The organism is Variovorax sp. P1_G12 (genome assembly GCF_056405555.1).
Map to the genome: position 1 here is coordinate 152,662 of NZ_JBFUBW010000003.1, position 23,490 is coordinate 176,151.

Annotated in this window: 24 protein-coding genes; 4 read left to right on the top strand and 20 right to left on the bottom strand. The window is 66.7% G+C overall.

All coding sequences use genetic code 11. From position 1 onward, the window contains the following. Nucleotides 1-33 precede the first annotated feature (33 nt). The gene (locus tag AC1D2O_RS04830; RefSeq protein ID WP_478086613.1) at nt 34-987 is read right to left on the bottom strand and encodes a phosphate acetyltransferase; all 954 of its coding nucleotides are present in this window, start codon (nt 985-987) and stop codon (nt 34-36) included. Nucleotides 988-1,048: 61 nt separating this feature from the next. On the opposite strand from AC1D2O_RS04830, the gene AC1D2O_RS04835 reads away from it, so the two are divergent. Next, nucleotides 1,049-2,269 carry an acetate/propionate family kinase gene (locus AC1D2O_RS04835; RefSeq protein ID WP_478086614.1) on the top strand — a complete coding sequence of 407 codons (1,221 nt, stop codon included), beginning with the start codon at nt 1,049-1,051 and terminating at the stop codon, nt 2,267-2,269. A 131-nt stretch (nt 2,270-2,400) separates the two neighbouring features. Further along, nucleotides 2,401-4,002 (top strand): arylsulfatase, encoded by a 1,602-nt coding sequence (locus AC1D2O_RS04840; RefSeq protein ID WP_478156346.1) that lies wholly within the window; start codon nt 2,401-2,403, stop codon nt 4,000-4,002. Nucleotides 4,003-4,032: 30 nt separating this feature from the next. On the opposite strand, the gene sorU is transcribed toward AC1D2O_RS04840, so the two are convergent. The 15 genes from sorU to AC1D2O_RS04915 all read right to left on the bottom strand — a co-directional run bounded on the left by sorU (nt 4,033) and on the right by AC1D2O_RS04915 (nt 18,992). Continuing rightward, the gene (sorU, locus tag AC1D2O_RS04845) at nt 4,033-4,353 is read right to left on the bottom strand and encodes a SorU family sulfite dehydrogenase c-type cytochrome subunit (RefSeq protein ID WP_478086617.1); all 321 of its coding nucleotides are present in this window, start codon (nt 4,351-4,353) and stop codon (nt 4,033-4,035) included. A 5-nt stretch (nt 4,354-4,358) separates the two neighbouring features. Next, nucleotides 4,359-5,573, bottom strand: a complete 1,215-nt coding sequence (gene sorT / locus AC1D2O_RS04850) for a SorT family sulfite dehydrogenase catalytic subunit (RefSeq protein ID WP_478156347.1) — start codon at nt 5,571-5,573, stop codon at nt 4,359-4,361. A 76-nt stretch (nt 5,574-5,649) separates the two neighbouring features. Then, complete coding sequence (locus AC1D2O_RS04855; protein WP_478086620.1) at nt 5,650-6,822, bottom strand: rhodanese-like domain-containing protein; 1,173 nt, start codon at nt 6,820-6,822, stop codon at nt 5,650-5,652. A gap of 139 nt (nt 6,823-6,961) precedes the next feature. Next, a complete protein-coding gene (locus AC1D2O_RS04860; RefSeq protein WP_478086621.1) occupies nt 6,962-7,765 on the bottom strand; it encodes an ABC transporter ATP-binding protein in 804 nt (267 codons plus the stop codon). 67 nt (nt 7,766-7,832) lie between these two features. After that, nucleotides 7,833-9,158, bottom strand: coding sequence for an ABC transporter substrate-binding protein (locus tag AC1D2O_RS04865; protein ID WP_478086622.1), 1,326 nt, complete (start codon nt 9,156-9,158; stop codon nt 7,833-7,835). A 57-nt stretch (nt 9,159-9,215) separates the two neighbouring features. After that, nucleotides 9,216-10,292, bottom strand: coding sequence for a branched-chain amino acid ABC transporter permease (locus tag AC1D2O_RS04870; protein ID WP_478156348.1), 1,077 nt, complete (start codon nt 10,290-10,292; stop codon nt 9,216-9,218). A gap of 69 nt (nt 10,293-10,361) precedes the next feature. Further along, on the bottom strand, nt 10,362-11,291 hold the full coding sequence (locus AC1D2O_RS04875) for a branched-chain amino acid ABC transporter permease (RefSeq protein ID WP_478156350.1): 930 nt from the start codon (nt 11,289-11,291) through the stop codon (nt 10,362-10,364). Nucleotides 11,292-11,309: 18 nt separating this feature from the next. Further along, a complete protein-coding gene (locus AC1D2O_RS04880; protein ID WP_478093205.1) occupies nt 11,310-12,107 on the bottom strand; it encodes an ABC transporter ATP-binding protein in 798 nt (265 codons plus the stop codon). An 11-nt stretch (nt 12,108-12,118) separates the two neighbouring features. Continuing rightward, nucleotides 12,119-14,065: an AMP-dependent synthetase/ligase gene (locus tag AC1D2O_RS04885; RefSeq protein ID WP_478093204.1), complete on the bottom strand. Its 1,947-nt coding sequence runs from the start codon at nt 14,063-14,065 to the stop codon at nt 12,119-12,121. Nucleotides 14,066-14,110: 45 nt separating this feature from the next. Beyond that, complete coding sequence (locus AC1D2O_RS04890; RefSeq protein WP_478093202.1) at nt 14,111-14,434, bottom strand: hypothetical protein; 324 nt, start codon at nt 14,432-14,434, stop codon at nt 14,111-14,113. Then, entirely contained in the window at nt 14,431-15,627 is a 1,197-nt protein-coding gene (meaB, locus tag AC1D2O_RS04895) for a methylmalonyl Co-A mutase-associated GTPase MeaB (RefSeq protein ID WP_478156352.1), read from the bottom strand. The genes AC1D2O_RS04890 and meaB overlap by 4 nt, the downstream gene beginning before the upstream one ends. A 2-nt stretch (nt 15,628-15,629) precedes the next feature. Then, a complete protein-coding gene (locus AC1D2O_RS04900) occupies nt 15,630-17,312 on the bottom strand; it encodes an acyl-CoA mutase large subunit family protein (protein WP_478089899.1) in 1,683 nt (560 codons plus the stop codon). After that, entirely contained in the window at nt 17,309-17,731 is a 423-nt protein-coding gene (locus AC1D2O_RS04905; RefSeq protein ID WP_478089898.1) for a cobalamin B12-binding domain-containing protein, read from the bottom strand. Before AC1D2O_RS04905 ends, AC1D2O_RS04900 begins: the two co-directional genes overlap by 4 nt. After that, nucleotides 17,712-18,269, bottom strand: coding sequence for a TetR/AcrR family transcriptional regulator (locus AC1D2O_RS04910; RefSeq protein WP_478089897.1), 558 nt, complete (start codon nt 18,267-18,269; stop codon nt 17,712-17,714). Before AC1D2O_RS04910 ends, AC1D2O_RS04905 begins: the two co-directional genes overlap by 20 nt. Before the next feature lie 525 nt (nt 18,270-18,794). Next, nucleotides 18,795-18,992: a hypothetical protein gene (locus AC1D2O_RS04915; protein ID WP_478089896.1), complete on the bottom strand. Its 198-nt coding sequence runs from the start codon at nt 18,990-18,992 to the stop codon at nt 18,795-18,797. A gap of 69 nt (nt 18,993-19,061) precedes the next feature. Between AC1D2O_RS04915 and AC1D2O_RS04920 the strand changes: the two genes are divergently transcribed. After that, nucleotides 19,062-19,385 carry a hypothetical protein gene (locus AC1D2O_RS04920; RefSeq protein WP_478089895.1) on the top strand — a complete coding sequence of 108 codons (324 nt, stop codon included), beginning with the start codon at nt 19,062-19,064 and terminating at the stop codon, nt 19,383-19,385. A 35-nt stretch (nt 19,386-19,420) separates the two neighbouring features. Here the strand turns inward: AC1D2O_RS04920 and AC1D2O_RS04925 are convergent, their stop codons facing one another. After that, complete coding sequence (locus tag AC1D2O_RS04925; protein WP_478089894.1) at nt 19,421-19,876, bottom strand: DUF3293 domain-containing protein; 456 nt, start codon at nt 19,874-19,876, stop codon at nt 19,421-19,423. Between the two features lie 302 nt (nt 19,877-20,178). On the opposite strand from AC1D2O_RS04925, the gene trhA reads away from it, so the two are divergent. Continuing rightward, nucleotides 20,179-20,832, top strand: a complete 654-nt coding sequence (gene trhA, locus AC1D2O_RS04930) for a PAQR family membrane homeostasis protein TrhA (protein WP_478156354.1) — start codon at nt 20,179-20,181, stop codon at nt 20,830-20,832. Nucleotides 20,833-20,850: 18 nt separating this feature from the next. Here trhA and AC1D2O_RS04935 read toward each other — a convergent pair whose 3' ends face one another. The 3 genes from AC1D2O_RS04935 to AC1D2O_RS04945 are packed head-to-tail and all read right to left on the bottom strand — an operon-like array spanning nt 20,851 to nt 23,233. After that, complete coding sequence (locus AC1D2O_RS04935; RefSeq protein ID WP_478089892.1) at nt 20,851-21,648, bottom strand: alpha/beta fold hydrolase; 798 nt, start codon at nt 21,646-21,648, stop codon at nt 20,851-20,853. A gap of 10 nt (nt 21,649-21,658) precedes the next feature. Beyond that, complete coding sequence (locus tag AC1D2O_RS04940) at nt 21,659-22,708, bottom strand: M14 family zinc carboxypeptidase (protein WP_478089891.1); 1,050 nt, start codon at nt 22,706-22,708, stop codon at nt 21,659-21,661. A gap of 24 nt (nt 22,709-22,732) precedes the next feature. Further along, complete coding sequence (locus AC1D2O_RS04945) at nt 22,733-23,233, bottom strand: hypothetical protein (protein ID WP_478156356.1); 501 nt, start codon at nt 23,231-23,233, stop codon at nt 22,733-22,735. Nucleotides 23,234-23,490 lie beyond the last annotated feature (257 nt).

Consider the following 23,490-nt stretch of genomic DNA (forward strand, 5'->3'; position numbering starts at 1 on the left):
CATCGCGGCGCGAGCGATGCGCGCGGGCCCTCTTCAGCCGACCGCCTTGATCGAGCCCTCGCGCGCCGCTTTCACCAGCATCGAGGCGACCGCGCACGAAGCCAGCCGCGCCGCTTCGGAGTCCGCCCGGCTGGTCAGGATCACCGGCACCTTCGCGCCCAGGACGATGCCTGCGGCGTAGGCGCCGGCAAGAAAGCTGAGGCTCTTGGCCAGCATGTTGCCGGCGTCGAGATCGGGCACGATCAGGACGTTGGCGAGGCCCGCCACCGGCGAGACGATGCCCTTGATCCGCGCCGCCTCGGGGTCGATCGCGTTGTCCATGGCCAGCGGGCCGTCGAGTTGCGCGCCGGTGATCTGGCCGCGGTCGGCCATCTTGCACAGCGCCGCGGCGTCGAGGGTCGACGGCACCCTGGGATTCACGGTCTCCATCGCGCAGAGCAGCGCCACGCGCACGGCCGGCATCCGCAGGGCATGCGCGAGGTCGATCGCGTTCTGCACGATGTCGACCTTCTCCTCCAGCGTCGGCGCGATGTTGATCGCCGCGTCGGAGATGATCAGCGGCTGCGCGTGGCCCGGCACGTCCATCACGAAGCAGTGGCTGATGCGTCGCGAGGTGCGCAGGCCTCCTTCGCGGCGCACCACGGCGGCCATGAGTTCGTCGGTGTGCAGGCTGCCTTTCATCAGCGCGTCGACCTCGCCCTGGAGCGCGAGCGCGACCGCCATGTCGGCGGCTGCGTGGCTGTGCGGCGCGTCGACGATCCGCATGCCCTCGAGCCCGGCCCCGAGCGCACGCGCGGCGGCCTCGATCTTCGCGCGCGGCCCGACCAGCAGCGGCGCGGCCAGGCCCAGCCGGGCCGACTCGAGCGCCGCCTGCAGCGCCACTTCGTTGGCCGGGTGCACCACCGCGACGCGCAACGGTGGCAGGGCGCGCGCGGCGGCGATCAGGCGGTCGTAGTGGGGATGCGCGGCGGCGGACGAAGGCTCCATGGGTGCTCCAGTGAACAGGGTCGGGGTTATAAGTGTCGTGCTTTCCCGGAGGATGAGAAAAATGTCTGTTGCAACGCCCGGCGGTGACATGGTCGCGGTCGCCAACGCAGGCTCGTCGAGCCTGAAGTTCTCGCTGTACGAAATGCGCGGCGAGGCACTGAGCCTGGTCCTGCGCGGCCTGGTCGACGGGCTCGACACGGCGCCTGAATTCACCGTCAGGGATCCGGCGGGCCAGGAGATCGGCCATCGGGCCTGGGACGCCGGCTCGGCGCTCGGGCACGACGCGGCGCTGCACCATGTGATCGGCTTCGTGCGCGAACGGGTGCCGGGCATCGTGCTGCGCGGCGTCGGCCATCGCGTGGTGCACGGCGGCGCCACCTTCGCCCAGCCGGTGCTCGTCACGCCGGAGGTCCTGCAGCAGCTCGACGCGTTGTCGCCACTGGCGCCTCTGCACCAACCCAACAACCTGTCGCCGATCCGCCTGGCCTTCGAAGCGCTGCCCGGCGTGCCTCAGGTGGCCTGCTTCGATACCGCCTTCCACCGCAGCAACCCCGAGGTCGCGCAGATGTTCGCGCTGCCCTTCGAGCTGTACGCGAGCGGGGTGCGCCGCTATGGCTTCCATGGCCTGTCCTACGAATACATCGCGGCGCGACTGCCGGAAGTGGCGCCGGAACTGGCGTCGGCCAGGGTGGTCGCGCTGCACCTGGGCAACGGCGCCAGCGCGTGCGCGCTGCAGGGCGGCCGCAGCGTGGCCAGCACGATGGGCTTCACGGCGCTCGACGGACTGCCGATGGGAACGCGCTGCGGGGCGATCGACCCCGGGGTGCTGCTGTACCTGATGAACGAGCGCGGCATGGATGCGCGGGCCATCGAGAAGTTGCTCTACACGGCGTCGGGTCTGCTCGGCGTCTCCGGCGTCTCGAGCGACATGCGCGTGCTGCGCGCCAGCGATGCGCCGCGCGCCCGCCTCGCGATCGAGCTCTTCGTCTACCGCATCGTGCGCGAGATCGGGTCGCTGGCGGCAGCCATGGGTGGCCTGGATGCGGTGGTGTTCACGGCAGGCATCGGCGAGCACGGCGCCGATATCCGCCGCCTCGTCGTCGCACGACTGGGCTGGCTCGGCATGCAGCTCGACGACGACGCCAACGACGGCGGCGGCCCGTGCATCAGCCGCGCCGCCGGCCGCTGCTCGGCCTGGGTCATACCGACCGACGAGGAACTGATGATCGCGCGGCACACCGTGGGCTTGCTCGATCCGCCGTTGCACCAAAGTGCAATTTGAAGATTGGCACGAAGAGGTTAGTCTGCCCTATGGAAGCGCTTGAGAGCGCTTCTTCCTGGCCATCGGCGACGCCCATGGCCAACGACAGCATCTCCCCTCTTCGGGATCGACATCAACGCAAGGAGTATTCGATGGCGACAAAGTCAGGACAAGGCGCAGGCGGCAAACCCAACATTCTCGTCCTCTGGGGTGATGACATCGGCGTGACGAACATCAGCGCCTACAGCGATGGCATCATGGGCTACGAGACGCCCCATATCGATCGCATCGCGAAAGAGGGCGTTCGATTCCTCCACTACTACGGCGAGCAGAGCTGCACCGCGGGTCGCGCGGCCTTCCTGACCGGGCAGCATGGACTGCGCACCGGCCTCACCAAGGTCGGCTTTCCGGGCGCGCCGATGGGGATGAGCCAGCTCGATCCGTCGATCGGCGGCTTGCTCCAGAACCTGGGCTATGCGACCGGCCAGTTCGGCAAGAACCACGTCGGCGACCGCAACGAGAGCCTGCCGACGGTCAATGGCTTCGACGAGTTCCTGGGCAACCTGTATCACCTGAATGCCGAAGAAGAGCCGGAGCTGCCCGACTACCCGAAAGATCCGGCCTACCTCGCCAAGTACGGTCCGCGCGGCGTTCTCAAGTGCAAGGCAAGCGACAAGGACGACCTGACGGTCGACCCGCGTTTCGGCAAGATCGGCAAGCAGACCATCGAAGACACCGGTCCCCTGACCAAGAAGCGGATGGAGACCATCGACGACGAGACCTCGGCCGCGGCGATCGACTTCATGAAGCGCCAGAACGACGCGGACAAGCCGTTCTTCGTCTGGTTCAATTCCACCCGCATGCACTTGCGCACGCACGTGCGCGATGCGCATCGCGGTCGCTACGAGCACGGCGACAGCGAGTACATCGACGGCATGATGGAACATGACGACACGATCGGCACGCTGCTCGATGCGCTGGACGAGATGGGCATCGCGGACAACACGATCGTGGTGTATTCGTCCGACAACGGCCCGCACATGAACACCTGGCCGGACGCGGCCATGACGCACTTCCGTTCGGAAAAGAACACCAACTGGGAGGGTGCCTTCCGGGTCCCCTGTCTCGCTCGCTGGCCGGCCGCCATCAAGGCCGGCACGGTCACCAACGAGCTGATGAGCCACAACGACTGGATCCCGACGCTCTGCGCGATCGCCGGCGAGCCCGACATCGTCGGAAAGCTCAAGAAGGGCTACAAGGCGAACGGCAACACCTACAAGGTTCACCTCGACGGCCACGACCAGTCCGACTTCCTGCGCAAGGTGAGCGGCACCGCGGGCAAGAAGAGCAGCGTGAAAAGCGCGCGCGATCTGTTCTTCTACACCGACGACGACGGCCTGCTGGTGGCGATCCGGCAGGGCGCCTACAAGTACGTCTGCGCCGAGCAGCGCGTGCCAGGCACGATGCAGGTGTGGGCGGAGCCGTTCACGGAGCTGCGGCTGCAGAAGATCTTCAACCTGTTCCAGGATCCCTTCGAGCGGGCCGACATCACCTCGAACACGTTCTGGGATTGGCAGCTGAATCACGTCGGCCAGGTGTATGGCCTGATGGAGGAGGTGTTCAAGTTCGCCGAGACCTTCAAGGAGTTCCCGCCGCGATCGTTCCCGCCGAGCTTCAATCCGGCGACGGTCCTGGAGTCGACCATGGCCGAACTTCGCAAACGGATGGAAGCGGCGGCTTCGACGTCGAAATAGGCACCCCGCGGCCGCCGCGCTACAAAGCGCTCAGGGCGCCGCGCCGGTCGCCGACGCCACATAGCGCGCCAGCGTGCGGATCTGCTCGTCGGTCAAGGTCTTGAACGCGGGCATCGGGCCGATGCCGTTTCGGATCGCCTTCTCGACGCGGGCCGCATCCGGCTGCAGTTCGTCGAGGTCGGGACCGATCTGGCCCGTGGCGCCCGCCTTCTTGAGCGTGTGGCACAGGGCGCAGGCCGGCGTCGCGCCGGTCAGGAAGAGCTTGCGGCCTTCGTCCGCGGCCGGCTGGGCATGGGCGCCCGCGATCCACAGGCCGGCGAGGACGACGGCCCCCCAGAAGCGATGACGCATGGCGTTCAGGCCACCGAGATGGAGACGGCGTGGTCGCGCCAGCTCGAATTCAGGTAGCCGCCCTTGTTCTCGACCCGGTTCTCGGTCTGCACATTGCCGCGCACGTCGGTGACGCGGCTGGCCAGCACGTACTTGCCGGCCGCAAGCCGCACGGGCAGCTCGAACTGGCGCCAGGCGAAGCGGCCCAGGTCGGGCCCGACGAGCGCCGCGCGCTGCCAGTTCTGGCCGCCGTCGATCGAGACGTCCACTTGCTTGACCGCGTTGACGCCGGCGAAGGCGACGCCCCGCACCACGACTTCCTCGCCCGCGCGCAGGTCCGTGGCGCCGGCCAGCGGCGTGTTGATCCACGACTTCGGCGGCATCTGCCACACCGAGGGGTCGGTCGGCCGCTGCGAGGCCTCGCCGGTCGGCGTCATGCGGTAGTCGGTCTGCTGGATCGACGAGTCGCTTTCCGCCGCGGTGAAAGCCACCCGCTTGACGTACTTGACGCTGTTGACGCCGGTGAAGCCCGGCACGATGAGGCGCAGCGGGCCGCCATGCGCCAGCGGGATCGGCTGGCCGTTGATCTCCCAGGCCAGCACGGCGTCCTCGTAGACGGCGGCCGGCACGCTGCGCTCGACCCTCGACTTCGGGCTGATGCCGGCCGGCAGCACCTCGCCGCCGGTGCCGGTCAGGAACTTCATTCCCGGGTTGATGCCGCCGAGCGCCGCCACGACGTTGCGCACCGGGACACCGGTCCACATGATGCAGCCGGCCGCGCCGGTCTGCCATGGGGTTCCGCTGGGCTTGGAGGGGAACATGCCGCGGCCATTGCCGCTGCATTGCAGGACCATGGTCACGCTCTCGGTGCCCATGGTCTTGAGCTCGCGCACGCTGAGCGATTTCGGCCGCCGCACGCCCTCGATCTGGACCGTCCAGTCGTCGGGCTTGGCGACGATCTCGGCGCTCGGCGGCGCCAGGTTGTTGCGCACGTAGAGCTGGTTGACCGTGGTCAGCGCGCCGTTGCCGGCCGGCCCGCGCCGCATCTCGATCGTGTTGGCGCTGTGGACGATCATCGCGCCCGCATCCTTGAAGGCCGCGAAGGCCGGCAGGGGCCGCGCGGCCGCAGCTTGGGCGAAGGCCGTTCGCCACGGTCCGACGGCGGCCATCGTGACGGCCGCGCCGGTCCCGGTGAGAAGCGCGCGACGCATCGGATTGGGCGCAAACGGCAGATTGGTCATGAGAAACGCTCTTTCGAATCAGGGGTGTGAGGTGGAAGAAAGTCGGAACCGATACTACGCGCTCGCCGTGCGGCGATTACTTCGCCGCCGAGTCCACGGCCAGGCCCGCGGCCCGCCATTCGGGCAGGCCGCCGCGGAACCAGTTCACGTGGGTGTAGCCGGCCTTCAGCGCCGCGATGCTCGCCTTGTGGCTCTTCCAGCATTCGGGCCCGTTGCAGCCGAAGACCAGTTCGGCGTTGCGGTCGGGGCCCAGTTCCGCTACGTTGAACTCGTCGAGGTTGGCGGCGAAATCCGGGTCCTTCGCCGACTTCTCGACGTAGGGGATCAGCACCGAGCCAGGCACATGCGCCTCCTTGAATTCCGCGGCGTTGCGGGTGTCGATGTACTTCGCGCTGCGGCTGGACAGCAGGGTGGCCACGGTCTTGGCGTCGACCACCTTGGCGCCCTTGAGTTCGCGCGGCGTGAAGTAGCCCAGGGTGGAGACGTACGTGAAGTCCTGCGCCGACACCCGCGTGGTCTTGGTGCCCGGTGCGGCATCGCCCAGGTCGGCGCGCAGCATGTCGGCTGAGACCTTGGAGCCTTCCTTGATGGCAACGCTCAGGCCCGGGACATCGCGAGACTCCATCACCATCTTCACCGGCGCACCGGCAGCGACCCATTTGTCGAAGGTCGCCTTCTCGACAGCGACGACGTCGCAGCGGCCGATCTGCAGGCACACCAGCAGGGCGTCCTGGTAGCGCGTTTCGTACAGGTCGCGGAAGTGCCGCTTCATCGTCGTGTTCGCGGCGATCGCCTCGCCACGCAGCAGGTAGGTCACCAGGCTGTCCTGCAGCGGCAGGCCGAGGCGCTTGCCGGCGGCCTGCTGGAAATTGCCGATCGTGCTGTTGGCGGGCACCACCAGCACGGCCTGCGAGCGCACATCCACCGCGCTCACCGGCGTGTAGCCATAGCGCACCGCGGAGCCGATCAGGTGGGCCGGTCCGACGACGACATCCGGCAGGCGCGCGCGGGTGGCGCTCAGGTCGCTGGTCATGTCGGCCGAACCCGTGATGGCGACATCGGCAACGCGCTCCTTGCGCAGTGCCTGCTCGATCGCGTTGCGCCACAGGGTCATGGTGGCACCGCGCGATTGCTCGGCCTGGTCGCCCGGGTTCACCAGCACCTTGACCTGCGCATGGACGGCCGTCAAGGCCAGCATGCAGGCGGCCAGCGCGAAGCCGGCGGCCCACCGCGCGCGGGTGAATGTCATGCCTGCAAAATTCTTGCTCATTGTCGTCTGGCCTCTATGATGCTTATCTCAAAGTATGAAACCTTTAGATACATAGGGGCAAGTACATCTAAAGTTCTCTGTTGATGTTGGTGGGTACAGGAAAAGTGCGACGGCAGGGTCAGGCGAGCCACCGCTTGCGCCGCTTGTAGGACTTCATGTCGCGAAAGCTCTTGCGCTCGCCGCCACCCATGCCCAGGTAGAACTCCTTGACGTCCTCGTTGTTGCGCAGGATCGCGGCGCTGCCGTCCATGACGATCCGGCCGCTTTCCATGATGTAGCCGTAGTCGGCGTACTTGAGCGCCATGTGGGTGTTCTGCTCGGCGACGAGGAAGGTGACCTGCTCTTTCTGGTTCAGGTCTTTCACGATCTCGAAGACCTCCTCGACGATCTGGGGTGCGAGTCCCATCGACGGTTCGTCGAGCAGCACGACGCTGGGGTTCGCCATCAGCGCACGGCCGATGGCGCACATCTGCTGCTCGCCGCCGGAGGTGTAGGCGGCCTGCGAGCTGCGCCGCGTCTTCAGGCGCGGGAAGTAGCTGTAGACCTTCTCCAGGTTCCGCGCGATCTCTGCCTTGTCGGTTCGCGTGTACGAGCCGGTCATCAGGTTTTCCTCGATGGTGAGATGGGCGAAGCAGTGACGGCCCTCCATCACCTGCACCACGCCGCGGCGCACCAGCTCGGCCGGGGACAGGTTCTCGATCCGATCGCCGCGCAGCGCGATGCTGCCCTTCGTGACCTCGCCGCGCTCGCCCTGAAGCAGGTTGGAAATGGCGCGCAGCGTGGTGGTCTTGCCCGCGCCGTTGCCGCCCAGGAGGGCTGCGATCTGGCCTTCGGCCACTGTCAGGGAGACGCCCTTGAGCACCAGGATGACGTGGTTGTAGATGACCTCGATGCCATTGACATTCAGAACGATGCTTTTCATTGAATGGGATCCCGAAGAGCAGGCAGGGGCCGTGGCCGGCCTGCCTGCGCCGGCTTCGCGAAGCTGCCTATGAATTGCAGTCGTCGGGGGTTCGGGGGGCCAGTTTCTTGTCGCTGACGTACTTGTCCGCAGCCGTCTTGAGCAGCGGCCCCAGCACGCTCGGGTCCGCATGGAGCCACTCCGAGCTGACATCCCACCGGGTCCCGTTCCAGGTGTAGGCACGCGCCGCGGACGGCCCCATGTGGTCCTTGCAGGTCGTGGCGATGGGGCGCATCACGTCGGCGATGCCCAGTTCTGCAAGCTGCTTCTCGTCGAGTTTCAGGTTCTCGTAGCCCCAGCGTGCCTGCGCCGGCGTCATCACCTGGCCCTTGCCGAACTTCTCCTGGGCCCGGCGAACGCCCTCGACCGCGACCATCGCGTTCATCAGGCCGCGCATGTAGAGCGCCTCGCCCACTTCTTCCTTCGGCCCCGACCCATTTCCCTTGCCGTGCAGCTTCTCCAGGACTTCCTTCGCAATCCTGGAGTCGAAACCCGGCCCGGGCAGGATCAGGACGGCGCTGTAGCCTTCCGCGCCCGCGACGCCCTTCACGTCCGAGTCCGAGCCCGATGGCCAGACCCCCACCAATCGGTTGCGTGGGTAGCCGGTCGACTGGGCCTCCTTGAGCGCCGTGGAATTCATCACGCCCCAGCCCCAGAGCAGCACATAGTCCGGCCGGCTCTGGCGAATCTGAAGCCAGGCGGCTTTCTGGTCGACCCCGGGCGATGGCACCGGAATGGAAGTCAGTTCGAAGCCGTGCATCTGCGCCCGGGCGGTGACGACCGGGACCGCCTCCTTGCCGAAGGGGCTGTCGTGATAGAGCAGGGTGACCTTCTTGCCCTTGAGCTTGTCGAGGCCCCCGGCTTTCTGCGCGACATACTGGATCTGCGTGTCGGCAGATGCCCAGTGCGTGCCGCCGATGGGGAAGCTCCACTTGAACACCTCGCCGTCGGCACTTTCGCTCAGGCCGTAGGCGGGGGTCAGGATCGGGATCCGGTCGGCCGCGCCGCGTTCGGTGAGCGCGAAAGTGATGCCGGTCGACATGGTCTGGAACACCGTGGCGCCGCCGTTCTTTGCTTTCAGGCGCTCATAGCATTCCACGCCGCGGTCGGTCGCATAGCCGGTCTCGCACTCCTCCCAGGCGACTCGGACCCCGTTGATGCCGCCCTTCAGGTTGACCAGCTTGAAGTAGTCGACGAAGCCGTTGGCCCACGGCGTTCCGCTGGGGGCGTAGGGGCCGGTCCGGAATGTCAGCAGCGGGAAGAACTGCTGCTTGTCCTGTGCCACTGCCGGCGCCGAAGCTGCCGACATCACCGCGGCCAGCACGGTGGCGGCGATTGCCATTGTCTTTTTCATCGTGTCTCCTGTTGTTTGCACTTGTTCGGCCGAAATCGATCTCTCTTCACCCGCCAGTCAATGAGGGAACGGCCATACCCTCAGCTTTTGCTTGCCCAGCATCCAGAGCTTGCTCAGCCCGTGGGGCTCGACGATCAGGAACCAGACAATGAGCCCGCCGAACACCATGGACTCGGCGTGGGAGATGGCTGCCGCGGACACGTGGGCCCCGAAGAGGGCACCCAGGGCCGGCAGCGCCTGGCTCAGGAAGATGGGGAGGAGGACGATGAAGGCAGCGCCGAAGAAGCTGCCCATGATGGAGCCCAGGCCGCCGATGATGACCATGAAGAGAAGGCGGAAGGAGAGCTCCACGGAGAAGGCCGCCGGCTCCCAGGCGCCGAGGTGCACGAAGGCCCACAGGCCACCGGCGATGCCGATGATGAAAGAGCTGACCGCGAAGGCCGTGAGCTTGGCGTACATGGGACGGATGCCGATCACCGCCGCGGCCACGTCCATGTCGCGGATGGCCATCCACTCCCGGCCGATCGCGCTTCGCACCAGGTTCTTGGCGAGCAGGGAGAAGACCAGGACGAACCCCAGGCACAGCAGGTACTTCTCGACCGGCGAGCCGATGGACCAGCCCGCGATCTGGAGCCCGGAGACGGAGACCGAACCGGACGACGAGTGGTTGGTCAGCCACTTGATCCGAAGGAACATCCAGTCGCTGAAGAACTGCGCGGCCAGCGTGGCCACGGCCAGGTACAGGCCCTTGACGCGCAGGCTGGGCAGGCCGAACAGCACGCCGTACACGGTCGCGCACAGGCCGCCGAGCAGCAGCGCGGGAATGAGCGGCATGTCGGGGATCCGGACCAGGAAGTTGTACGCACCGTACCCACCCATGGCCATGAAGGCACCCGAGCCCAGCGAGATCTGCCCGCAGTAGCCGACGAGGATGTTCACGCCGAGCGCGGCGAGCGACATGATGAGGAAGGGGACCGCGATGGCGATCAGGGCGTAGTCGCTCGCAATGGCCGGAACGACCAGGCATGCCATCGCGAGCAGGACCCCCATGGCCCAGCGGTCCTGCGCGATGGGAAGGATCTGCTGGTCGGCCCGGTAGGAGGTCTTGAGCTGGCCGTTTTCTCTGTAGAACATCGTTGGTCTCGAACAGTCTTCTGGGCAGTGAGCCGGGATGCACGCGCGGCGCGCGTCGTCGAACGCGCTTCAGACGCGGTCGATCATCTTTTCGCCGAACAGGCCCTGGGGACGGAACAGCAGGAACACGAGGGCCAGCACATAGGCGAACCAGATCTCGATGCCGCCGCCGATGAGGGGGCCGAGATAGACCTCGGAGAGCTTTTCGCCCACGCCCACGATCAGGCCGCCGAGGATGGCGCCGGGCACCGAAGTCAGGCCGCCGAGGATGATGACGGGCAGGGCGCGCAGGGCCACGGTCGACAGCGAGAACTGCACCCCGAGCTTGGAGCCCCAGATCATCCCGGCCACCAGCGCCACCACGCCGGCCACGCACCAGACGATGACCCAGATGCGATCGAGCGCGATGCCGATGGACTGCGCGGCCTGGTGATCGTCGGCCACGGCGCGCAGCGCGCGGCCGGTGCCGGTCTTCTGGAAGAACAGCGACAGGCCGGCCACCAGCACGGCGGCGATCACCGCGGCGTAAAGATCTTCCTTGTTGACGAGGATGCCGCCTTCGAAGCTCGACTCCAGGAGGAAGATCGGGTCCTTGGGCATACCGATGTTGATCTGGTAGATGTTGCTGCCGAAGAGGCTCTGCCCGAGGCCCTCGAGGAAGTAGGAGATGCCCAGCGTGGCCATGAGCAGGGTCGCGGCCTCCTGGTTCACGAGGTGGCGCAGCACCAGCCGCTCGACCGCCCAGGCCACCGCGAACATGCACAGTCCCGCGAGCAGGAAGGCCAGCAGGTTGGCCTGCAGCCGGCTGTCGATGTCCAGCCACTTCGGAATCCACTCGGCGAAGCGGGCCATCGCCAGCGCGGCGAAGAGCACCATCGCGCCCTGCGCGAAGTTGAAGACGCCCGAGGCCTTGAAGATCAGCACGAAGCCCAGTGCGACCAGCGAATACAGCATGCCCGCCATCAGGCCGCCGGAAAGGGCTTCCAGAAAAAATGCCATGTGTGTCTCCGCCGGGTCTCAGTGGCCAGTGCCCAGATAGGCGCTGATGACGTCGTCGTTGCTGCGCACCTCATCGGGCGTGCCGTCGCCGATCTTCCTGCCGTAGTCCAGCACCACCACGCGGTCCGAGATGTCCATGACCACGCCCATGTCGTGCTCGATCAGCACGATGGTGGTGCCGAACTCGTCGTTGACGTCGAGGATGAAGCGGCTCATGTCCTGCTTCTCCTCCATGTTCATGCCGGCCATCGGCTCGTCGAGCAGCAGCACCTGCGGCTCCATCGCCAGCGCGCGGCCGAGGTCGACGCGCTTCTGCAGGCCGTAGGGCAGCTGCCCCACGGGCGTCTTGCGGTGCGCCTGGATTTCGAGGAAATCGATGATGCGCTCGACGAAGGCGCGGTGTTTCTCTTCCTCGCGCTGGGCCGTGCCGATGCCGAAGGGGTTCCGGAACGCCTGGCTGAGCAGGCCGCTGCGGATGCGCAGGTTGCGCCCGGTCATGATGTTGTCGATCACGCTCATGCCCTTGAACAGCGCCAGGTTCTGGAACGTGCGCGCAATGCCCATCTCGGCCACCTGGCGCGAGTTCATGTGCTTGAACGTCCGGTTGCGGAAGGCAATGGAGCCCTCCTGCGGCGCGTAGACGCCGTTGATGCAGTTGAGCATCGAGCTCTTGCCGGCGCCGTTGGGGCCGATGATGGCGCGCACCTCGTGCTCGTGGACGTCGAAGCTGATGTCGGTCAGGGCCTTGACGCCGCCGAACCGCAGGCTGATGTTGCGAACGTCAAGGATGACGTCGCCGATGGTTTTCTGGGTCACGGCTTTGTTCTTCAGGCGGCGGCGCCGATGGGCGTGAACGTCTTGACGTCCAGAATCCGGACCTGGGCGCTCACGCTGCCGGAGCGGCCGTCCTCGAACTTCACCTGCGTTTCGATGAACTGCTCGGTCTTGCCGTCGTACAGCGCATCGACCAGAAGCCTGTACTTCTCCCCGATGAACCCGCGTCTGACCTTGTTGGTGCGGGTCAGCTCGCCGTCGTCGGCGTCGAGTTCCTTGTGCAGCACGAGGAAGCGGCTGATCTGGCTGCCGGCGAGCAACGCGTCGCGCGACAGGTCCGCATTGACTTTCTCCACGCACGCGCGAATGAGTTCGTGCGCCTCGGGTTTGCCCGCCAGGTCGGTGTAGCCGGCGTAGGGCAGGTTGCGCCGTTCGGCCCAGTTGCCCACCGCCTCGAAGTCGATGTTGACCATCACGCAGACCTTCTCGCGTCCATCGCCGAAGGCCACCGCCTCCTTGATGTGCGAGAAGAACTTGAGCTTGTTCTCGACGTACTTGGGCGCGAACATGGCACCGTCGAAGGCGCCGCCCAGGAGGCGGCCGACGTCCTTGACGCGGTCGATGATCTTCAGATGGCCGCTGGCGTCGATGAAGCCCGCGTCGCTGGTGCGGTACCAGCCGTCGGCGCTGAGAACCTCGGCGGTGGCCTCGGGATTCTTGTAGTACTCCTTGAGCAGGCCGGGCGATTTCACCAGGATCTCGCCGGTGTCGCTGAGCCTGATTTCAACGCCCTCGCAAGGCACGCCCACGGTGTCGGCGCGCGCCTCGTGGTCGGGCTGCAGGCAGACGAACACGGCGGTCTCGGTGGAGCCGTAGAGTTGCTTGAGATTGATGCCGATCGAGCGGTAGAAGCTGAACAGGTCCGGGCCGATGGCCTCGCCCGCGGTGTAGGCCACGCGCACGCGGCTCATCCCCAGGTTGTTGCGCAGCGGGCCGTACACCAGCCAGTCGCTCAACCGGTACGCCAGGCGGTCACGCAGGCCGACCGGCTTGCCGTCCAGGCGCGCGGGGCCGACGCGGCGGGCCAGCGCCATGCAGGCGTGGAAGAGCCGGCGCTTGAGGAGGCCGGCGTCTTCCATCCGGATCATCACGCTGGTGAGCAGGCCCTCGAACACCCGTGGGGGCGCGAAGTAATAGGTGGGACCGACTTCCTTGAGGTCGATCATCACCGTGCTGCCGCTCTCGGGACAATTGACGACGTAGCCGACCACCAGCCACTGCGCGTACGAGAAGATGTTCTGGCCGATCCAGGCCGGCGGCAGGTAGGCCAGCACCTCGTCCTTGTCGTTCAGCTTGTCGAAGCTGGCGCCCGCGCGCGCGCGGTCGATCAGGGCGCGGTGCGTGTGAACCACCCCTTTGGGGTTTCCGGTGGTGCCGCTGGTGAAGAACATGGCGGCCACGTCGTCGGCGCTTCCCTGTTCGACCTGCTGGCGGAACAGCGCCGGGTGGGTTCCGGCGTGCACCGCGCCCGCCGCGATGAGCGCATCGAGCGCAGCGAGTCCCGGCTGGTCGTAATTGCGCAGGCCGCGCGGGTCGTCGAACCAGATGTGGGAGATCCGCGGGCACTGTTCGCGGATCTCAAGCAGCTTGTCGACCTGCTCCTGGTCTTCCACCACGCAAAAGCGCACCTCGGCATTGCTGACGGGGAAGACGCATTCGGCCGCCACCGCATCCTGGTACAGCGGCACCGGTATGGCCCCGAGCGACTGCGCGGCGAGCATCGTGGCGTACAGGCGCGGCCGGTTGGTGCCGATAACCACCAGGTGCTCGCCGCGCTGCAGGCCGGCCTGGAGCAACCCGCAGGCGATGGCCTCGACCAGCGTCGCCATGGCCGACCAGGAGGTGATGTGCCAGATGCCGTACGCCTTCTCCCGCATCGCCGGCGCGTCCGGGCGGGCTGCGGCTTGATGCAACATCAAACGGGGAAAAGTGGTTTGCACATGGACTCCACGCAATCGATTTCGGGGCGACGAAGGAGGAAAGGCCTAGCTCGCGAGGCGCCGCGCCATGGCGAAGAGGGCGACGAGGTCCTTGTCGTTCGATGCCTCCGCCACCTGCTGGCAATAGCGCCAGTGGTCGTCGCGCAGGGGGGCGCCGAGATCCGCCGCGTGCCGAAGCCGCTGAAGCGCCAGACGCCGATGGCCGAACCGGATGCTTCGTTCCAGCAACTCCAGCACGATCAACTGGCTCTGCGCCTGAAGCGCCGGATGCGCGACCGGCGAGCTCCCCGCGCGGGCCGGCCGCTTGAGCGACCTGATCCGTTTCCGGTCGCGCCCGCGAAGCGGCGCAGCGAGAGGGGCGGCCGTCACCGGCTGTCTCCGCCAACGGCCGCGACGGGCCGGTCCAGCACGTAGACCGTTCCGTGCATCAGCGCGATGTGCGCGTTGTCCTTCGCCCGGGTGACATGCACCTGGTAGCTGCCGATCTTTCGCGACCGGCTCACCTCGCTGGCATGGGCAACCAGCCAGTCGCCTTCATCCACGGCCGTGGAAATGCTCATCTGGCCGTCGACCAGCGTGGCCAGCCGGCCGTGGGAGTTGCACGCCAGCCCGAGCGCCATGTCTCCGAGCGCGAACAGCGCTCCCCCGTGGCACTTGCCGTTGAAGTTGATGTGCCTGCGTTCCACCTTCATGCGCACGGTGGTGCTGCCGACGGACGCGGCCACCAGCTCGATGCCCAGCAACTGCGCGAGGTTGTCGGCGGCGATGCAGGTCGAGGTCTGGCTGTAGGCCTTCTTGACGCCACCCGCTTCGTGCCGGAGACCTCGTTGCGTCCGGCTATCCAGCCATTCGACCAGGTCCTCGATGCCTTCGCCGGACGGTGCCGAGACCTTCCGCACGGGCGGCGGCGACGCCTGGCCACGGCGCAGCGCGAGCATCGCCAGCAGGTCGGACTCGGTCTTGCGGGCATCCGGCAGATCGGCCTTGGTGACCACGAAGACGTCGGCGATTTCCAGCACGCCAGCCTTGATGGCCTGCACGTCGTCGCCGAGTCCCGGGGGGCACACCACGACCCGGGTGTCCGCGTAGCGGGTGATCTCCACCTCGGACTGCCCGGCGCCCACGGTCTCCACGATGACGACGTCGAAGCCGGCTGCATCGAACAGGTCGATGACGTCGCCTGCCGCCACGGCGAGCCCGCCCAGGTGGCCGCGCGACGCCAGTGAGCGGATGAAGACCCCGGCGTCGGACTGGCGATCGCCCATGCGGATGCGGTCACCCAGAACCGCGCCGCCAGTGAACGGGCTGGAGGGGTCGACGGCGGCGACCGCCACCGTCCGGCCGCGTTCGCGCAGCCCCCGGATCAGCGCCGAGACCAGGGTCGACTTGCCGCCGCCCGGCGGGCCCGTGACGCCGATCACATGGGCCCGGCCCTGGCGTCCCGCAACGGCCTGGCGGACCGCGTAGGCCGTCTCGCTGCCATTTTCAAGGGCGCTGATCGCCCGTCCGATCGACCTTCGATCGCCCGCCAATGCCGTCTGGATGAATGCGCTGCTCGCCATGCTCAGACCAGGGTGAGCGGCTGGCCGAAGCCCAACTGCTCGCGCAGCGTGCCGCAGATCTCGCCGTGCGTGGCTCCGACTTCCGCCGCCGCCACCACATGCTCGAACACGTTGGTCTTGCGCGACTCCGTCGACCGCGCCAGCGCAGTCAGGGCCTTGCGGACCTCGCTGTTGGCGCGGGTCTTCTTGAACTCCGCCAGTTGCGACAGGTAGCCGGCCATCCGGGCCGGGTCCGGATACTCCAGCGTGGGGTACGACGCCGGGTCTTCCTCGATCTGGTAGGCGTTGACGCCGACGATGGTCTGCTCGCCCGCATCGATCTTCTTCTGGAAGGCCAGCGCCGAGTCGCCGATCATCTGCTGGATGATGCCCTTCTCGACCGCCTGGTACATCCCGCCGGCTTCGTCGACCATGGCGATGATCCCGTCGATCTTGCGCTCCATGTCGTCGGTGAGCGATTCGACGTAGTAGGACCCGCCCAGGGGATCGATCACATCGGTCAGGTAGGCCTCTTCGCGCAGGATGTTCTGCGTGGCGACCGCGATCCGTGCGGCTTCCGCGATCGGCGTGGAGAAGACCTCGTCGTAGCTGTCCGTATGGAGCGACTGCAGGCCGCCAAAGATGCCGGCCATCGCCTGCGTCGTGACCCGTGCGATGTTGTTGAGGGGCTGCTGGCGCGTCAGGTCCACGCCAGAGGTCTGGCCGTGGAACTTGAAACGCCAGGAGCGCGGGTCCTTGGCGCCGAAGCGTTCCTTGCACAGACGGGCCCAGACGCGCCGGCCGGCCCTGAACTTCGCGACTTCCTCGAACAGGCTGATCGAGATGTCGAAGAAGAAGGTGAAGCGAGGGAGGAACTGATCCGGATCCATCCCGGCGGCGATGCAGTCCTCGGCGTACTGGATGCCCGAGCACAGGGTGAAAGCCATGGCTTCCGCGGGGGTCGCGCCCGCCTGCTGCATGTGCTGCCCGACGATCGAGAGGGGGTTCCAGCCCGGCACCTGCTTGTTGCAGAACTCGATGTGGTCCACCACGACCCGGCGCGCGCCTTGCAGCGCGAGGCGGAAGAACATGTGGTTGGCGACGAAGTGGGAGATGCAGTCGCTCTGGTTCGAGGTTCCCGTGATGCGGGTCCACGGCACCCCGCGACGCTTGGCCACGGCAAGTTCGAAGGCCAGCAGGGTGAAGGGGGAGGGGTCGTTCATCGCCGTCGACAGCCGGTCGACCGGGACGCCGTCGAGCGCGGTCTCCATGTCCTGGACGTGGTTGATGACCGTGCCGCACGTGCCCAGAAGTTCGGCAGGCACTTCGTCGGCGTCGTAGCCCCGGAACACCGAGTTGCAGGGAATCAGGGAGAGGGCGGAGGCGCCAAGGTCCAGGATCTCCTTCACGCGGCGGTTGTAGTCCTCGGGCACGCCCAGACCGATGAGTTGCCGCTGGGACCAGCTTCGGCCCCGGTACATCGTCGGATAGATGCCCCGGGTGAAGGGGTACTGGCCCGGATAGCCGAGCGATGGCTCGTAGGCCTGGCCTGACCAGTCCGCCGGCGTGTACAGCGGCTTGATGCCGATGCCGGAGCGGTTGAAGGTCGTCGCGTCACCCTGGACGCCCTGGGCGAACTCGTTCTTCCAGCGCCGATGGCTTTCGGAAGACGGCGACTCCTTGATGTTCGTGACGGTGGCGTTCATGCGGACTCTCCTTGCATCTGGCGACGTTTGGCGGTGAGTGCGATGACATCGGTCACCACATCGTCGAGCGCCGTTCCCGGATGGAAGACACGGGCGACGCCGGCTTCCAGCAGCATGGCCTCGTCCTTGGCGGGGACGATGCCGCCGACGATCACCTGGACATCGGACATGCCGGCTTCCCTCAGCGCAGTCATCAGCTTGGGGACGATCAGGTGGTCCGTGGCGAGGGACGAGACGCCGAGCACGTCGGCGTCTTCCTCGACCGCGAGTTTCACGACGGTGGCGATCTCCTGCCACGGCGGGGTGTAGATCACCTCCATGCCCGCGTCGCGCAAGCAGGCTGCGATCACGCGGCTGCCCCTGTCATGACCGTCGAACCCGATCTTGGTGACGATCACCCTAGGTGGGCGTGCTGTCATCTTGCGTCTCCTTAATGAGCCCCACGAATTTCCTTGCCAGTACGCGTGGGGAGTCGCGTCCCTGGGGGTTGAACCAGAGCGCGGCCCAGTTCAGCGCGCCGATCAGCATCAGCCGCAGGGCCCGTCGGTCTGCTCTGGGTGTGAGCGGAAGCTGCGCGACTGCGTCGCGGAACGAGTCTTCGTAGCTCTCGCGAAGTTCTCTCAGCCGCTCGGCCGCGCCCGGAATGTCGTCCGGCAGGACGCGAATGAGCACGTGGGCGTAGTCGCTGTCTCGAAGCACCGTTTCCAGGTGCGCCCGGCAGAGCGCCTCGAGTCGCAACCACGGGTCGGACTCCTTCTGCACGGCTTCGGCGGCAGCAATCTCCAGCTCCTTGACCCCCGCGCTGTAGACCGCGACCAGCAGCTCTTCCTTGGAGGAGAAGTGGTAGTACACCGAGCCGGGAAGCATGCTGGCCGCCACGGCGATGTCCCGCATCGACGTGGCGGCATAGCCGCGGCTGGCGAACTGTCGCGCCGCCGAATCCAGGAGCTCCGGCAATCGGTTGTCCGAGCGTGGGGCGCGGCTGGTCTTTCGTTGGGCTGACATAAAAAAACAATCGTTCGTTTGGTATATTGTTTGTCGCGCCCATCCTCCCGTCAACACTTTCGAACTAGGGAATCCACCATGGGGCAGCGTCTGGCTCCGATTGCGATGTGCCCGAAGTGCACCGGCGCGGGCGATCCAATGAGGCCGATCCCGGCCAGTGCCGGACCTCCTGCACCTCTCGACAACCGCCGCAAGCTTGAACCGGCGGCCGCCTTGAAGGCCATCGAACCACCCGTTCGACCTCCTTGGGCTCCAGCGTCAGCGACGGGGTCACGCTCCGTGGGGCAGGAATGCCGAGATCGTCGATCGTCGTGCGGACAACGACGATGTCCCCGTGAAGCGCTGTAAGACACCACGGACAAGAACGTGATTTCGTAGGACCCATTGACGCATCGAAACAGCCATCGGGTCGCTGCGCCGCGCGCGGGCTCCTACACCGGGTGCAGGCCAACCGACATACCTTGCTCGCACAAGCAATCAGGAGTACCCATCATGCCGCTCGCCATGCCCCAGCCCGACTTCGAGCCCGCCCTGCGGCTTCATCTCAGCGCGTTTCATGCTCGCCTGGAGGTCGATCCGGGTCGCTTCATTGGCCCCGGTGATGGAGACGAAGACGACGTTCCGGTCGAAGACACGCAAGACACGCGCCCCGCGAGTCACCTGCTCATCGTCCACGGAGATCGCCGATAGACAAGCCCCCAAAGCGAACTTGGGGGGCGCCTTTGACTTCCTTAGGAGAGGCACATGAACCCATCTGCCACCTCGCCGTGGAACCCCGCACCTGCCGACGAAGACCTCGTCGAGCAGGCCCGTCCCGGGTACGGCATTCCGTCGCAGGATCCGAGGCCCGCGGCGCAGTTTCCTCTGAAGCCCGAAGAAGCACAGCGCGAGGCGAATTCGGTGCTTGTGGGTGGCGGCGTGATTGCCGGTGCGGCCGCGGGTGCCGCCATCGGCGTCGCGATGGCCGGCGCGGTCGGTGTGGTGGTAGGCGTTGCGCTGGGAGGCGTTGCCGGCGCACTGGGTGCGGCGATCGCCCGCCCTCTGACGAGCAGGTCCAGCTCTGACTGAACTGAAGCACGATGGCCGTTGCTGTGGGCTCCGGGCTATCGAAGGAGGATCAGCTCGGGCACAGCATCGGAGCCTGCCCACACGATGGCGTTCTGTTGGTAGCGATCCCCCAGATCGCGCGCCGCGTCTCGACTGATGCCGAGGACTGCAACGCTCTCTTCGCCAGGCCAGCTGCTTGCAGGGTCCCCATCTCTGGTAACGCCGGGCAACAGCGCGAAGCCCAACGCGTGGACATCAACGCACAGCGCAGTCATCGCGACCGCGTTGTCCGCATCGCGCAAGACAACTCCCAACGGGTTCGAAGCGGTCAGGAATGCGCAGCTGTCCACACCCAATTCGCTGTATAGCGCAGCCAACCCGGCCGACCGCTCACCGATGCGCAGTATCACGGCAGATGCACCAGCCGGCTCGATGCAGTAGTGCGCGGCACGGTAGGAGGCGATCACCTCCTCAACGCTGGGATTCGCGTGACTGACGGACAGCAAGGACATGTGGCATTTTCCCGCTCTTCGATAGCATCATCGGACTGACGGGTTTGCGCAGTCGAGGCTCACATTCCAAGCCAAGGCGAACGGGATGGCTTACTTTTTCTCACCCGTGACAGAAAGGACCTGCGTCAGCGCTTCGTTTGCACGATGGGCAGCACCAATCCTGACGACTCGTCCAGCTGCGGCCTGCGGCCCAGCGGGCGGGACCCACAGGCGGTGCACCGATTCCCTGAACAACTTGCGTCCCGGTCAGATGCTGCTTGCGTCATGCCAATGTCATCGCACCACGATCTGATCTTGCAGTGATGGTCTACAACGCACGTTTTTCCGCCCAAAGCCTTCGCGTCATTGACGGGGAGCGATTCAATGGCTACAGCCATCTCCTGGGCTTGATACTCTCGCTCGTCGGCGGCGCCTTTCTCTGGATCAAGGCTGCGGGCACCGGGGATGCGGTGCGCGGCGCCGCTGCTGCGATCTTCGTCCTGACCCTGGTGCTGTTGTATGCGGCGTCGACGCTCTACCATGCGTCCCAGGGCCCTGCGAAAGAGACTTGGCGGCGAGCCGATCATTGCGCCATCTACCTGATGATTGCCGGCACCTATACGCCGTTCGGCCTGGTTTCGCTTGGAGGCTGGCAGGGCGTGGCCATGGTGGGCGCGGTCTGGACCGTCGCTCTGGTCGGGGTCGGGCTCGAAGCCCGCGTCAGCGAGGGCTCGTCGCCTTCGCTGTCCAGGTACCTGGGCATGGGATGGCTGGCCRTGCTGGCCGCGGTCCCCCTCGTTGCAGCGTTGGACCGCGTCACAGTGACCTGGCTCCTGGCAGGCGCGGCGTGCTATTCGCTTGGCACGGTGTTCTACCGCAATCGCAGGGGGTGGCGCCATGCGCATGGCGCCTGGCACTTGTTCGTCATCGGCGGCTCAGCCAGTCACTACTGCGCGATCAGGTCGGTTGTCCTGTGAGGGGAGCAGGGAGGCGGGTCAGCGTTCCCGCGATGGGAATGCGGGGGAGTCGAACTTGACGGCATTCGTGTCTGCCTCCCAGGCGCAGACCTGCTGCGCGACCCAAGGCCCGTCATCCAGCGGAAGATCGTGACCCGCGGTTGGGTGCTCGACGAGCGTGGCATTCCATTGCTGGGCAAGGCGTCGCGAGCAATGCGCGTCGACCAGCCCATCGCGCTGGCTCACGAGGACCAGCAGCGGAACGGCGGGTGCCCGCGTTGGCGCGCGGTAGCGCGCCGCTGCCAGCAACTGGCGCAGGGCATTGGTGCCGGAGACCGGCCGCGCTTCGCGAATGGCAGTCCATTCATCAATGACTTCGATGGCGCAGCCCGGTTGCCGGCTCGTTAGGCGCAGGACGGCCTGCTCGCGGCGGCGGGCATCGGCGCTCAGCAGCAGGCCCAGCAGGGCGCCGTAGTTGGCCGGCCGCAGGCGCTGGTACCAGGGGCTGAAGACGCGCAGGCTGGTGTTCACCAGCACGCAGCCTTCGAGTTCGCCCGGAAACCGGTCGGCCCAGTCGACCGCGATCATGGCACCGAGAGACATCGCGAGCAGGCGATAGGGTGGCGCGACACCGAGGGCCTGAAGCTGCTGGCGGCAGCTCTCGGTGGCGGCCTCGATGCGCGTGGGGCTGGCCAGCTGCCGCAGGCGGCCGTTGCCTGGAATCTCGACGGCGAGCACTTGCGCGCCGGTCGGCAACTGCGCTTGCAGCAACTCGGGAAAGACACCCCAGTGCGCGCTTTCGCGCGTGAGGCCGCGCAACAGGACCCAGCGTTCCATCGGCTACCGCTCAGGCCCGCGCGCCGTACCACCGGGCCAGGCCGCCGGCACGGTGCCGCGCGCGCTGCGCCGGTGCCGGCATCCAGCCCTCGTGGCTGCACACCGCGCGCGTGATGAAATCGAGCCAGCCGACATGGCGCCGCAACACCCGCTGGCGCCTGTGTTCGACCACCGGGTTGAAGATGCCGCTGCGCGAGAGGAACTGGCGCGGGTTCTTGAGCACCCAGCGCCACGATCCCATCTCGAGCGTCATGGGCAGAAACACGCTGCCGGTTCGCTCCGCGGCGCCCAGGTAGAGATGGTCCCAGAGGTCGCCATGAGTGAGGTATTGCTTGCTCTGCGGCTCGACCACGTAGCGGTGGTGCGGGAGGCTGTGGTCGAGGATCTCGGTGAAGGCGTGGATCTCCGGCAGGTGCGCGATCGGGCGCCCGGTGTGGGCGAAGGGGAACCAGACCCGGTCGCTCAGGCCGAAGCCGGAATGACAGTCGACCGAGATGCAGAGCGGCCGGTCGAGCAGTTCGGCTTCGACAATGCGGCACAGGGCCGCGCTCTCGCATTCCATGCGGGCCTCCTTGGCCCCCCGGTACCAGGGCAGGGCGGCGCTGATCCGGTGCCCGCCGACAAGGTAGGGCACCCGTTCGCTGGAGTCGACGGGCGCATTGCGCATCAGGTCGACGCCCCGGGGATTGGCGCGCGTGCCCAGCCACAGCCCGCCCGGGTTGACCAACGGCACGAACACCAGCCGCGTCGTCTCGAGCATGCGCTGCAGCGACACGTCCCAGGGCAGGCGCATCACAATGCTGCGCAGGTAGGCGATCGCGACCTCGGCGCCGATGCGCTCCAGGCCGTGGACGCCGCCGAAGATGCCGACCGCCGGCGCGTCCTTTCGGCTGCTGCCCAGCAGGTAGGCGTGTACCGGGAAGCGGCGCTCGCCCGCATCGACCTCGCAAAGCAGGCGCCGCTCCATCCACGGGGCGCCGAGTTCGGTGAGCTTTTGCAGTTCCTCGAGTTCAGGGAGGTCCGTGGGCGTCACGGACGCGAGGCCCTCCAAGGCGATCACCGGTGAAAATCCATTTCGGGTCCTTTAGGGGGCGCCCCGCTTGGGGCGGCCCACCTTCAAGGGGGTCAGCGAATCGAGGGCCTCGCGAAGGGTTGCCGCCGGCAATGCCTGGAGCGCATGCAGGCCGGCGCGCAAAAGTTCGCTTTTCTTCGTCGGTCGCTTGAACATCAGGGCGCGGTGCTTCAGTCCGGCGATCAGTGCGTAGTCTTCCTGGGGCATGGTGAAGCTGTCGCGAACCAACTTTTCCTTGGGCTTGGGCGCCTTCTTGCTGCCGATGGACTTCTCGGCGGTCTTGGACGAGAGCTTCTTGGCAGCGCCGTCCGACTTCGCCGTGGGCCGGGCTTTCGGTAGCGGCTCGGGTGGGTGCTTGGCTACCTTCTTGGAGGTCGCAGCCTGGCTGACTGTCGGAGCCGCCCGTTTCGTTTGCGCCCTCCTCACTGTCTTCGAAGGCGATGTGGCCCTGGCGTTGGGCGTCGGCGTTGCCGCCTTGCGTGGCGCGCGACTCGGCGCCTTGGGCGCGTTCACCGTAGGAGCGGCGGATGGGGGCAAACCCTCCGGGGACTGCAGGGCCATCTCGGCGCGGGCAGAGGGGGCCCCTGCGTGGTCGGGTGCCGTCTGATTCGGGGCGGTATTGAAAGCTGTCATCAATGTCAATTAATGGTGTAAACGATTTATACTGTATGTCTGGCATGGAGTCACGAATTTTTGAATTGCGTCTGCGCCTGGTCTTCGGACGGAAGCTTCGATCAGTTCAAGGCCTGGCGCCGCATCGATGCCTGTGC